The 12,148-nt window shown below is 60.0% G+C and carries 10 protein-coding genes; 7 read left to right on the plus strand and 3 right to left on the minus strand.

The window, feature by feature from the left end; all coding sequences use genetic code 11:
• Positions 1-160: 160 nt before the first annotated feature.
• Genes GTP23_RS11925 through GTP23_RS11950 form a run of 6 tightly spaced genes read left to right on the plus strand, consistent with a single transcriptional unit; the run spans position 161 to position 6,346 of the window.
• A complete protein-coding gene (locus GTP23_RS11925; protein WP_155435988.1) occupies positions 161-1,111 on the plus strand; it encodes a phosphate acetyltransferase in 951 nt (316 codons plus the stop codon).
• 4 nt (positions 1,112-1,115) lie between these two features.
• The gene (locus tag GTP23_RS11930; protein ID WP_161035311.1) at positions 1,116-2,309 is read left to right on the plus strand and encodes an acetate/propionate family kinase; all 1,194 of its coding nucleotides are present in this window, start codon (positions 1,116-1,118) and stop codon (positions 2,307-2,309) included.
• Positions 2,306-3,082, plus strand: a complete 777-nt coding sequence (gene fabI, locus GTP23_RS11935; protein WP_161035312.1) for an enoyl-ACP reductase FabI — start codon at positions 2,306-2,308, stop codon at positions 3,080-3,082. The genes GTP23_RS11930 and fabI overlap by 4 nt, the downstream gene beginning before the upstream one ends.
• Positions 3,083-3,107: 25 nt before the next feature.
• On the plus strand, positions 3,108-3,461 hold the full coding sequence (locus GTP23_RS11940; RefSeq protein WP_161035313.1) for a hypothetical protein: 354 nt from the start codon (positions 3,108-3,110) through the stop codon (positions 3,459-3,461).
• 57 nt (positions 3,462-3,518) lie between these two features.
• Positions 3,519-4,949 (plus strand): TolC family protein, encoded by a 1,431-nt coding sequence (locus GTP23_RS11945; RefSeq protein WP_161035314.1) that lies wholly within the window; start codon positions 3,519-3,521, stop codon positions 4,947-4,949.
• Entirely contained in the window at positions 4,946-6,346 is a 1,401-nt protein-coding gene (locus GTP23_RS11950) for a multicopper oxidase family protein (RefSeq protein WP_161035315.1), read from the plus strand. Before GTP23_RS11945 ends, GTP23_RS11950 begins: the two co-directional genes overlap by 4 nt.
• Before the next feature lie 29 nt (positions 6,347-6,375).
• Here the strand turns inward: GTP23_RS11950 and GTP23_RS11955 are convergent, their stop codons facing one another.
• A complete protein-coding gene (locus tag GTP23_RS11955; RefSeq protein WP_371866915.1) occupies positions 6,376-7,050 on the minus strand; it encodes a substrate-binding periplasmic protein in 675 nt (224 codons plus the stop codon).
• A 211-nt stretch (positions 7,051-7,261) separates the two neighbouring features.
• Entirely contained in the window at positions 7,262-8,878 is a 1,617-nt protein-coding gene (locus tag GTP23_RS11960) for a methyl-accepting chemotaxis protein (protein WP_371866900.1), read from the minus strand.
• 294 nt (positions 8,879-9,172) lie between these two features.
• On the opposite strand from GTP23_RS11960, the gene GTP23_RS11965 reads away from it, so the two are divergent.
• The gene (locus GTP23_RS11965; RefSeq protein ID WP_161035317.1) at positions 9,173-11,377 is read left to right on the plus strand and encodes an OsmC domain/YcaO domain-containing protein; all 2,205 of its coding nucleotides are present in this window, start codon (positions 9,173-9,175) and stop codon (positions 11,375-11,377) included.
• A 41-nt stretch (positions 11,378-11,418) separates the two neighbouring features.
• Here the strand turns inward: GTP23_RS11965 and GTP23_RS11970 are convergent, their stop codons facing one another.
• Positions 11,419-12,081 (minus strand): hypothetical protein, encoded by a 663-nt coding sequence (locus GTP23_RS11970; protein WP_161035318.1) that lies wholly within the window; start codon positions 12,079-12,081, stop codon positions 11,419-11,421.
• Positions 12,082-12,148 lie beyond the last annotated feature (67 nt).

The raw sequence follows: 12,148 nt of genomic DNA on the forward strand, positions 1-12,148 counted from the left end.
CAAACTCCTGAGGATAACAGTAAAAAGTTTATCTCAGGTAATGTTCATTGCGGAAAAATTTACGTACATTTACCGCCAGATTGACGCTAAGATGCACACAGTTAGTTGCAATAATCTTATAACTTGTTAGCATTGCCACGAAAACAGTGACGGAGAAACAATGAATTCCCCTAGTGTGCCCCATCCGTATTACGAAATTCTGATCGCTGCCGCGCGCAAGTCCGGGCCAGCCACAGTGGCCGTGGCCCATGCTTGCGATCACCATGCACTGGAAGCGGCGCTTGACGCGGCCAGCATGGGTCTGATCAGCCCCATACTGGTGGGACCGCAGGATCGCATACAGCAGGCGGCGCAGGAAGCCGGACTGGATATCGCAGCACTGCCCATCGTTCATACCGAGCATAGCCACGACTCGGCTTTCCGTGCCGTCGAACTGATACGCGAAGGCAAGGCCAGCGTGCTGATGAAGGGCAGTCTGCACACGGATGAACTGATGGGCGCTGTGGTGGCAGGCGAAACAGGCTTGCGTACCAGCCGCCGCCTGAGCCACTGCTTTGTGATGGACGTGCCGGGCCGTAACGAGCCGCTGATCATTACCGATGCAGCAGTGAATATCACGCCTACGCTGGCGGACAAGGTCGACATCGTCCAGAACGCCATCGATCTGGCCCATGTGCTCAAGTTCGAGCCCGTCAAAGTCGCGATTCTGGCGGCGGTGGAAACGGTGAGTGCGCGCATGCCGTCGACCATCGATGCGGCAGCCCTGTGCAAAATGGCGGACCGCGGCCAGATTACGGGCGCCATACTTGACGGCCCGCTGGCCATGGACAATGCCATCGATCCCGAAGCGGCGCAGATCAAGCATCTGGTCTCGCCCGTGGCGGGGCAGGCCAACATTCTGCTGGCGCCGGATCTGGAAGCGGGCAATATGCTGGCCAAGAGCCTGACCTTCATGGCTGGCGCGGCCGCGGCCGGCATCGTGCTCGGTGCCCGCGTGCCCATCATCCTGACCAGCCGGGCCGATTCGGTTACTGCGCGGCTGGCCTCGTGCGCCGTGGCCGTGCTGATGGCGCGCAATGCGCTGGCCAGCGGCCATGTGATGGGAGACTGAAGCCATGCAGCCGAATGAAAGCATCGTCGTCATCAACGCAGGCTCGTCCAGCATCAAGTTCTCGCTGTACAGCGGCGCGGCACTGGAACTGACGTTTCGCGGCAAGATAGAAAATCTGTACAGTGGCGTGACCCATTTCGCCGCCGAAGATGCGCAGGAAAACAGCATAGGCGATCGGCGCTGGCCTGATGCGCCACTCGACCATGCGGCTGCCATGGCCTATCTGCTGGAATTTGCCGATAGCCACCTCGACGGCCATACGGTGGTAGCCGTGGGCCACCGCATCGTGCATGGCGGTGTGCACTACAGCGGCCCGCAACGGCTGGATGCCGGTGTACTGGCCAAGCTGGAGCAGCTGATTCCGCTGGCGCCCCTGCATCTGCCACACAATCTGGCGCCCGTGCGTGCCATGATGGCGCTGACGCCCGACCTGCCACAGGTGGGCTGCTTCGATACGGCCTTCCACGTGGGCCAGCCGGCAGAAGCCCAGAGTTTTGCCCTGCCTGAGCGGATCACGGCGCAGGGCGTACGCCGTTATGGCTTCCATGGCCTGTCCTACGAATACATTGCGGCCAGCCTGCCGCAGGCAGATGCAGCACTGGCACAGGCGCGTGTAGTGGCTGCCCATCTGGGTAACGGCGCCAGCATGTGCGCCATCGATGCCGGCCGCAGCGTGGCCAGCACCATGGGCTTTACCGCCGTCGATGGCCTGCCCATGGGCACCCGCTGCGGCGCACTCGACCCCGGCGTGGTGCTGTACCTGATCGAAGAACTGGGTATGAGCGTGGCTGCCGTGCAGAAAATGCTGTATCAGGAATCGGGCCTGCTGGGCGTGTCCGGCATCGCATCGGACATGCGCACACTGGAGCAGAGCAGCGATCCGCGCGCACGTGCCGCCATCGATCTGATGGTGTACCGCATAGGACGCGAACTGGGTTCGCTGACGGCCGCGCTGGGCGGGCTCGATGCGCTGGTGTTTTCCGGCGGCATAGGCGAGAACAGCGCCAGCCTGCGTGCGGCCGTGTGTGCCGATGCCGCATGGCTGGGCGTGCAACTAGATGGCGTAGCCAATGCTGCTAGTGGTCATGGCCTACGCCGCATCAGCAGTGCCAGCAGCCGCGTGGCCGTGTGGGTGGTGCCTGCCAATGAAGAGCTGATGATCGCACAACATACCAAGGACTTACTGGAGCCAGCATGACGACAGAAACTGTTTATCCTATTTTGACGGGCAAGCGTGCACTGGTGGTGGGCGTGGCCAACGAGCATTCCATCGCCTGGGGCTGTGCGCTGGCGTTCCGCAAGCTGGGTGCGGAAGTGGTGCTGACTTATCTCAACGATAAAGCCAAACCTTATGTCGAGCCGCTGGCGCAGTCCATCAACGCGCAATTGCTGCCGCTCGATGTCACCAAGCCGGAGCAGATGGAAGCCCTGTTTGCCACGCTGGCAGAACAGGGCAAGCTCGATATTCTGGTGCATTCGATTGCGTTCGCGCCCAAGGCCGATCTGCAGGGCGGCCTGATCGATTCCTCGCTGGAAGGTTTTTTACAGGCCATGGATGTTTCCTGCCATTCCTTCCTGCGCATGGCCAGGCTGGCCGTGCCATTGATGGCGCAAGGTGGCACCATGTTCGCCATGAGTTACCACGGAGCGGAGAAAGTTGTGCCCAACTATAACCTGATGGGGCCGGTAAAAGCCGCACTGGAATCGGCCTGCCGCTATCTGGCTTACGAGCTGGGTCCGCAGGGCATACGGGTGCACGCCATTTCGCCGGGGCCGCTGAAAACCCGCGCCGCCTCCGGCCTGAAAGAATTTGACCGCCTGCTTAGCGACGCGCTGAACCGCGCTCCGCTGGGCGAGCTGGTCGACATTGAAGATGTGGGCAATACCTGCGCCTATCTGGCCTCGCCATTTGCCCACCACCTGACGGGCAGCACGGTGTATATCGATGGTGGTCTGAACATCATCGCTTGACCTTACTGTCATGGGAAGGTGTAACATGCTGGCCATGCGTCCCATCTTCCGCTTCCTGCTATGGCTGTTGATCGTCGCCTTGCCGCTGCAGGGCGGCGCGGCGTCTATGCTGCCCTGCGTGCAGCTGACGCCGCCTGTGCTGCATGGCAGCCACTGCGCAGCAGAAGGGAACGCCCCGCAACATCTGGAGCAGAAAAAGGCGCAACAGCACGCCCATGCCAAGTGCAGCCATTGTACGGCCTGCGCCAGCGTGCCCGGTGCGCCGGTGGGCGCTGAACTGCTACTTGCCCGCCTGACGGGCACAGTTACCCCCAACAACGAGCTGGCGCCGCCCGGCCATATTCCTCCTGCACTCGAACGGCCGCCCCGGCCTGCCTGACATCTTGCCGTAGTCACGGGCGGTACGCCCGTATCCCGACATTATTGAAGGAATTCCATGAAACGATATAGTTTGTCGCAGCACGCGCCAGACGCCGTGCGCGCACCGCGGCACTCCGTGGCCCGCCCGCTAGCGCCTCTGGCCGGCTGGCGTAGTGCCATCCTCCTGCCCCTGATCCTGCTGAGCGGCTGCGCCTCGCTCTCTGCTAATGGCGGGTATGCCGATGTGGCGAGCCTGACCAGCCAGCGTCTGGGCCAGCCCGTGCAGCTCCAACGCGATGCGAACTCCGCGCCTCAAGTGCAGGCCTTGCTGGCCCAGCCGCTGACAGCCGATGCTGCCGTGCAGCTGGCTCTAATCAACAACTCCGGCCTGAAAGCATCGCTGACGGAACTGGGCATAGCCGAAGCCGAACTGGTGCAGGCTGGCCGTCTGCGCAATCCGGCCTTCAGTTTTGGCCGCGTGCGGGGTGGTGGCGAAACGGAGATCGACCGCAGCGTGATGTTCGATCTGGCTGGCCTGATCACCATGCCGCAGCGTCGCCGCATGGAGCAGCACCGCTTCGAGCAAACCAAATACAGTCTGGCCAACCGGGCGCTGCAACTGGCCAGCGACACCCGCATCGCCTATTTCACGGCCGTCGCAGCGGCACAGTCACTTGAGTTTGCCGAGCAGGTGGCGCTGGCAGCCCAGGCGTCGGGCCAGCTCGCCGAGCGCATGGCCAAAGCAGGTAACTGGAGCCGGCTTGATCAGGCACGCGAGCAGGCCTTCCAGCACGACGCCACCATCCAGCTGGTACGTGCGCGCCACGAAGCGCTTGTCAGCCGCGAAGCCTTGCTGCGCCTGCTGGGAATCGACAGCAAAGACGCGACGCTGCAACTGCCAGCGCGCCTGCCTGAACTGCCACACCATGCGCAGGCCATGCCGGACGCCGAAGCACAGGCGCTGAGCAGCCGGCTCGATGTGCTGGCTGCACGTCAGGCCAGCGCGGCCAGTGCGCAGGCGCTGGGCCTGAGCAAGACCAGCAGCTTCGTCAATGTGTTTGAACTTGGTTACGCCGACAAGCGCAGCACCGGCGGCCCGCGCCAGCAGGGCTATGAAGTCACGCTGGAACTGCCCATCTTCGACTGGGGCAGCGCGCGCAATGCGGCGGCACAGGCCAGCTATATGCAAACCGTGCACCATGCCGCCGATGTCGCGCTGCAGGCCCGCTCGCAAGTACGCGTTGCCTACTCGGCCTATCAGAGCCAGTACGAGATCGCGCGCCATTATCAGGACAACGTGGTGCCACTACGCAAACAGATCGCCGATGAAGTGCTGCTGCGCTACAACGGCATGCTGGCCAGCGTGTTCGAACTGCTGGCCGATGCGCGCGAACAGCTAGGCGCCGTCAACGGCGCCATCACTTCCCAGCGCGATTTCTGGATCGCGGAAACCAGCTTACAGGCCGCTATCCATGGCGGCAGCAATGAATCGAGGAGCCAGCCATGATTACGCGGCGTGATTTTTTCAAAGGAGCAGGCGCAGCAGCAGTTTCTGCCACGGCGGTCAGCAAGGTTGGCGCGGCCAGTTTGCCGGAAGCCGTGCTGATGACGGGGGCAGACACCCATGTGCCGCCAGCACCGGCCAACGGCCGTCATTTCAACCCCGTGGTAACGCTGAACGGCTGGTCGCTGCCATGGCGCATGAACAACGGCGTCAAGGAATTCCATCTGGTGGCCGAACCGGTGGTGCGCGAAATGGCGCCTGGCATGAAAGCCCATCTGTGGGGCTACAACGGCCAGTCGCCGGGACCGACCATCGAAGTGGTGGAGGGCGATCGCGTCCGCATCTTCGTCACCAATAAATTACCGGAACATACCAGCGTGCACTGGCACGGCCTGCGTGTGCCGAACGGTATGGACGGTGTAACGGGGCTGACCCAGCCCGGTATTGCGCCGGGTAAAACCTATGTCTACGAGTTTGTAGCCAGCCGTCCCGGTCAGTTCATGTACCACCCGCACGCGGACGAAATGACCCAGATGGCGATGGGCATGATGGGTTTCTGGGTCACCCATCCCAAGGACTACCGTCAGCAGGCCGTGGACCGCGATTTCGTGTTCCTGCTGAGCGCCTATGATATCGATCCGGGCAGCTACAAGCCCCGACCGAACACCATGCTGGACTTCAATCTGTGGGCCTTCAACAGCCGCGTCTTCCCCGGCATCGATACGCTGCCGGTGCGGCAGGGCGACAGGGTGCGCATACGCGTGGGTAATTTGACCATGACCAACCACCCGCTGCATATGCACGGCCACGAGTTTGTTGTTACGGGGACGGATGGCGGCTGGGTACCACCGACGGCGCGCTGGCCCGAAGTGACCACCGATATCGGCGTGGGCCAGATGCGTGCCATCGAATTCCTCGCCAGCGAACCGGGCGACTGGGCTCTGCATTGCCACAAGTCGCACCACACCATGAATGCCATGGGCCATAACGTGCCCAGCATGATAGGGGTGGACCACGAGGGTATCGCCGAGAAGATCAACCGCATCGTGCCCGGCTATATGGCCATGGGCGAAAAGGGCGGCTCTATGGGCGGCATGCAGATGCCGCTGCCGGAAAATACTCTGCCCATGATGACGGGCGAGGGCCCGTTTGGCGGCGTGGAAATGGGTGGCATGTTCACCGTGCTGAAGGTGAGAAAAGACCAGAAGCGTGGTGATTACAGCGATCCCGGCTGGTACCAGCATCCGGCCGGCACGCTGGCCTATGAATGGCAGGGCGAGCTACCGGCGCCTAGCCGGCAGTATGATGCCGGCCGTTCTGCCATGCCGGCGCCCAAAGCGCAGGCGGGCGCCGAGCTGGAAGTGACCGTGCGCAAGCCGACGGGACATAGCGGCCATTGATGGCTGGCCCGGCACTTTAGCCGGGCTGGCTAGCGCCGTGTGTAATTGCGCAGGATGCGGTCGTAAGTCCCATCCTTGCGCATTTCCTGCATCACTTTGTCGTAGCGGACGATCAGGTTGCTGTGGCCCTTCAGGCGCGAGAAGCCGAGAAACGCCACCAGCCCCAGATCGACCGCAGGCTTGAGCTCCTTGACTGCATTGCCGTGGCCAGATACTTCGGCCGAATATTGCATCACCAGCCGTGGCCCCACGGCGATATCGAAGCGCCGGCCAACCAGTTTGGCCACATTCTGCGCCTGCGTGGCGGCTTCGTCTGTCCTTTTGATCTGTCCACTCAGCAGCGCCTGAGTGAAATTCGGCCCGTACACGGCGCCGCGCTCCACGCCGAAGGTGTACTGGGCCAGCCTGGTAATGTCGCCATCGTAGCGGATATCCGAATCCTGCCGCACAAAGAAAGAAATAGCGTCTTCCACCAGCTTTTCGCGGGGATAGCTTACGTAGCTCAGCCTTTCCTCTTTGTAGGCGAGCGGAAATACACCATCGGCAGCGCCTGACGCCATCATGGTCTGGGCGCGCGTCATGGGCAGGAAGGTGATGCTGATAGGCACTTTCAGGCGGCCAAAGGCCTCTTTGACCAGATCCACGGCGATGCCGCGCGGCACGCCATCTTCTTCGAAGGAAAACGGCGGCAGCGAGGCCGTCACCAATTGCAAAGGCGTGGCCGCCTGCGCTGGCGGGAATGCCAGAACAGCAAGGAATGCAAGACGTAGCGCGACGTTGTTATAAAGATAAATTAAAAAAGCGTGCAAATAGTTCATGGCCGCAAGTGTAGCGGATCATGAAGCTATTGCAGCTCTTTTACGGCAATTTAGTCTGCAAATTGCAATTTTTTATGCAAATAGACAACTTTTCGTACTAGCCGGCCAATAGAGCAGGGGCGTTGGCAGCGCGGGGAGTGCGCCGCCCCAGGCCGTCGAGCCGGAATACACCCACCGCTTCGTTCAGGCTATGCACCTGTTCCTGCATGGCTTGCGCAGCGGCGGCTGCCTGCTCCACCAGTGCGGCATTCTGCTGGGTTACATCGTCCATCTGGGTGACGGCCTCGGTAATCTGTTCTATGCCAGCCGATTGTTCATGGCTGGCCTGCATGATTTCGCCCATGATGTCGGTCACGCGGCGCACGCTGGCCACCACCTCGTTCATGGTGGCGCCGGCCTGTTCCACCAGCCGGTTGCCGGCCTGAACTTTATCGACCGAATCGCCTATCAGTTCCTTGATTTCCTTGGCGGCGGCTGCGCTGCGCTGGGCCAGTGTACGTACTTCGCTGGCCACCACGGCAAAGCCACGCCCCTGTTCGCCGGCCCGCGCCGCTTCCACGGCCGCGTTCAGGGCCAGAATATTGGTCTGGAAGGCAATGCCGTCAATGACGGCGATGATGTCGACGATTTTGTGCGCCGAATTATCGATGGCGGCCATGGTATGGACCACTTCGGCCACCACGGCGCCGCCCTTGGCGGCTACCGATGAGGCGGATTCGGCCAGATCATTGGCTTCGCGTGCACGGTCCGAATTGAGGCGCACGGTGCCCGTCAGTTCTTCCATCGATGAGGCGGTTTCTTCCAGCGTGGTGGCCTGACGTTCGGTGCGCGACGACAGGTCCAGATTACCGGAAGCGATCTGGCCGGCAGCGCTGGCGATGGTGGCGCTACTGTGCTGCACCTGACCGACGATGCGGCTTAGGCCATCTCGCATGGACTGCATGGCAAACAGCAGGCTGCTATGGTCGTCGCTACGGGCATGGATAGGGACCTGCAGGTTGCCGGCGGCAATTTCTGTCGCGATTGCAGCGGCCTGATCGGGTTCACACCCGAGCTGGCGCACGATGCTGCGGGTAATCAGCCAGCCCGACACCAGGCTGCACAGCAGGGTCATCCCGCCCAGCACCAGCATGCGCTGGCGTGCGCTGTCATAGGCCGCTTCCGCGTTGGCCACGGCTTCGGTATTCTGTTTCTGCTCCAGCGCCACCAGCTCGCGTATCAGTTCCCACCATTTTTTCTGCACAGGGCGGAATTCGTAGCGCAGCAGCTTGTAGGCATCGTCCTGTTTATCATTCAACGCCATTTCCTGTGCCCGGTGTATGAAGGGCTGTGCCAGTTCGCCCTGTTTGCGTATGCTGTCGAGCAACTGCTTTTCTTCCGGCGTAGTATTGGCTTCGTTGCGGAACATCTGGTCCAGCTTGTTCAGATGGGTGGTGTATTTGGCGCCCTGATCGCTGATGCGCTTGATTTCGATCTGGATTTCCTTGGCCTCCTTGAGCAGGATGAGGTTGCGCAAGGCTAGCGCCCGTTCCGTCACCGTCAGGTCCAGTGTCTGGGCGATCTGGGTTTCGACATCGTTGATCTTGGTAATCTCTATCATGCGCTGCTGGATTTCGCGCATACAGGCCAGCCCCAGTACGATCACCACGCCCAGCAGGACGCACACCAGACCAAAGCCCAGGCTTAGCCGTTTGGCGATATTCATATTCCGCATCACTATCCCCTCAGAAAAACTGCCAGTCAGCGTTTGATATTAAAGTTGATGAAGGGGAGCAATTATCACCAACCATCACACTGGCGCAGAAGCAACACAATTTAATTTACTTGTCTTCCCAATCCGGTGTGCTAGTGTCCCGAAGGCCTTGGGGAGGGCGCGGCACACGAACACGAAGGCTTGCTAGCCGCAAGTAACTGATGGCAGCCCGGTACGCTACTCTTGCCTAGGCTTTGCGGGCAAAACCACCGATAATGGCGGCCAAATCAACTTTGCACTGTCTGGAAGCCTCACATGGAAATTAAAGTCAACTTTCTCGATAAGCTACGTCTCGAAGCGAAATTCGATGATTTTACGGTGATCGCCGATCAGCCTATCCGTTATAAGGGCGATGGTTCGGCGCCGGGGCCGTTTGACTATTTTCTGGCCTCGTCGGCCCTGTGTGCGGCCTATTTCGTGAAGCTGTATTGCAATACTCGCAATATTCCAACCGAAAATATCCGTCTGTCGCAGAATAATATTGTTGATCCGGAAAACCGCTATCAGCAGATTTTCAAGATACAGGTGGAATTACCGCCTGATATTTCGGCCAAGGACCGCGAAGGCATACTGCGCTCCATCGACCGGTGCACGGTAAAGAAGGTAGTGCAGACGGGCCCCGAGTTTGTCATCGAAGAAGTGGAAAACCTCGATGCCGATGCCCAGTCGTTGCTGACGCTGAAGCCGGATACGCAAGTGGCCACCTATATCTCCGGCAAGGATTTGCCGCTGGAACAGACCATTGCGAATATGTCCGGCCTGCTGGCCGAGATCGGCATCAAGATCGAAATCGCGTCCTGGCGCAACATCGTGCCGAACGTCTGGTCGCTGCACATCCGCGATGCCCACTCCCCGATGTGCTTTACCAACGGTAAAGGCTCGACCAAGGAAAGCGCACTGGCCTCGGCGCTGGGCGAATACATCGAACGCACCAGTTGCAACCATTTCTACGCCGGTTCCTACTGGGGCGAAGAAATCGCCAATGCGGAATTTGTCCATTATCCGAGCGAGCGCTGGTTCAAACCGGGCCGCAAAGATGCGTTGCCCAAGGAAATACTCGACGAATACTGTCTGGCCATCTACGACGCTGACGGCGAACTGCGCGGCTCGCACCTGATCGACACCAATTCGGGCAATACGGCACGCGGCATCTGCAGCCTGCCCTATGTACGCCAGTCCGACGGGGCAACCGTCTATTTCCCTAGCAATCTGATCGAAAATCTGTTCGTCAGCAATGGTATGAGCGCGGGCAACACGCTGGCCGAAGCGCAGGTGCAATGTCTGTCGGAAATCTTCGAGAGGGCGGTGAAACGAGAAATCCTCGAGGGCGAACTGGCCTTGCCGGACGTGCCGCAAGAAGTGCTGGCCAAATATCCGGGCATCGTGGCTGGCATACAGGGGCTGGAAGAGCAGGGCTTCCCTGTGCTGGTGAAAGATGCTTCGCTGGGCGGCCAGTATCCGGTGATGTGCGTGACGCTGATGAACCCGCGCACGGGTGGGGTGTTTGCCTCCTTCGGCGCCCATCCTAGCTTCGAAGTGGCACTCGAGCGCAGCCTGACGGAACTGCTGCAAGGCCGCAGCTTTGAAGGGCTGAACGATCTGCCGCCGCCGACTTTTACCAGCAACGCTGTGACGGAACCGAACAATTTCGTCGAGCACTTCATCGATTCCAGCGGTCTGGTATCGTGGCGCTTTTTCAGCGCCAAAGCCGATTACGATTTCGTCGAATGGGATTTCACGGCGCAGGGCGCCAATTCCAATGCCGAAGAAGCCGCCGCAATGTTCGGCATACTGGCGGAAATGGGCAAGGAATCGTATATGGCCGTGTACGACGAACTGGGCGCGGTAGCCTGCCGCATCCTTGTGCCGGGCTACTCGGAAGTCTATCCGGTCGAGGATCTGGTGTGGGACAACACTAATAAGGCTTTGCTGTTCCGCGAAGATGTGCTGAATCTGCACCGTCTGGACGAAGCAGCGCTGGAAGCCTTGCTCGATCGTCTAGAGAACAACGAGCTGGACGAGTATGGCGACATTGCTACGCTGATCGGCATCGAGTTCGATGAGAATACCGAGTGGGGTCAGCTGACCGTACTGGAACTGAAACTGCTGATCCATCTGGCGCTGGGGCAGCTGGAAGACGCGCACGATCTGGTTGGCGCCTTCCTGCAGTACAACGACAACACGGTGGAACGTCGTTTGTTCTATCAGGCACTGAATGCCGCGCTGGAGGTGGAACTCGATGACGAGCTGGAGATGGCCGACTATGAAGGCAATTTCCGCCGCATGTATGGCCATCCGCGCATGGATGCCGTGCTGGGTTCTCTCGACGGTAGCGTGCGGTTCTACGGGCTGACGCCTACCAGCATGCAGCTTGAAGGTCTGGACAGGCATCAGCGTCTGCTGGACAGCTACAAGAAGCTGCACAGCGCCCGCGCCAGATTCGCGGCCAAAGCCGAATAGGGCGCCGGGCAAGGTTTGCTGAGCGCACTCTCCGGCCTCCGTCAGGCCAGAGCCCGTGGACTACCAGCGTCTAAGGAGGTTGAGCGTCTGGTGATAATGCCGACCGTCAGCAAACCGAGCAACATCAGGCCCGTGCTAGCCGGTAAGGGGAGCGGGGCGGCCGCATCGTAGACTGGCGTCATCAGGTCGAGCCGGTAGTTGGGATTGAGTAGGGAAGTGAGCTGGAATTTGAGCTGAAAGGCAGCATTGAATTCCAGCGCGCCGAGCTCCGCCAGATAGCCGGCATTCGAATCGCAGCCCAGTGCGCACAGGGAATTCAAGGTGGTGGGATCGACGTTGACGCCGAAATTTATCGTCGCCAGCTGCTTGGCGCTGTTGAACCGGGGGAGATTGGTAGTCTGTATATAATTGCCGACTAGGTCATTGTAAAACTCATCTTTCTCGATGATGAGCATATCGGCCTCGGTAATTTGCAGCTCCACGGGGTAATTGATGGTGGCCCGCACACCTACTTGCAGCAGAAACGGCACCGGCGACGTGAAGCCGCACGAACCACCGCAAAATATGCTGGTCGGTATGCTGCGCGTCTTGGGACTGAAGGAAACGCTGGTGATTTTCAATAAGGTCGAATTGATAGGAACGGCGTGGCTTACATTGCTGAGCATGAAAAGCATGCTTGCTATCGCGAGTAGAAATTTACGCATGATTGCCTCCTGCTTATGGTTAAGTGGCATATGTCCTCCAATGACATATGCTGCCAGCCGCAGCAAT

The organism is Duganella fentianensis, assembly GCF_009857835.1.
Taxonomy (GTDB): Bacteria; Pseudomonadota; Gammaproteobacteria; order Burkholderiales; family Burkholderiaceae_D; genus Rugamonas; species Rugamonas fentianensis.

Bases quoted from the DNA above. Each gene is read 5' to 3' on its own strand.
- GTP23_RS11925 (WP_155435988.1), top strand. From the start codon at position 161: ATGAATTCCCCTAGTGTGCCCCATCCGTATTACGAAATTCTGATCGCT.
- GTP23_RS11930 (WP_161035311.1), top strand. From the start codon at position 1,116: ATGCAGCCGAATGAAAGCATCGTCGTCATCAACGCAGGCTCGTCCAGC.
- fabI (WP_161035312.1), top strand. From the start codon at position 2,306: ATGACGACAGAAACTGTTTATCCTATTTTGACGGGCAAGCGTGCACTG.
- GTP23_RS11940 (WP_161035313.1), top strand. From the start codon at position 3,108: ATGCTGGCCATGCGTCCCATCTTCCGCTTCCTGCTATGGCTGTTGATC.
- GTP23_RS11945 (WP_161035314.1), top strand. From the start codon at position 3,519: ATGAAACGATATAGTTTGTCGCAGCACGCGCCAGACGCCGTGCGCGCA.
- GTP23_RS11950 (WP_161035315.1), top strand. From the start codon at position 4,946: ATGATTACGCGGCGTGATTTTTTCAAAGGAGCAGGCGCAGCAGCAGTT.
- GTP23_RS11960 (WP_371866900.1), bottom strand. From the start codon at position 8,878: ATGCGGAATATGAATATCGCCAAACGGCTAAGCCTGGGCTTTGGTCTG.
- GTP23_RS11965 (WP_161035317.1), top strand. From the start codon at position 9,173: ATGGAAATTAAAGTCAACTTTCTCGATAAGCTACGTCTCGAAGCGAAA.
- GTP23_RS11970 (WP_161035318.1), bottom strand. From the start codon at position 12,081: ATGCGTAAATTTCTACTCGCGATAGCAAGCATGCTTTTCATGCTCAGC.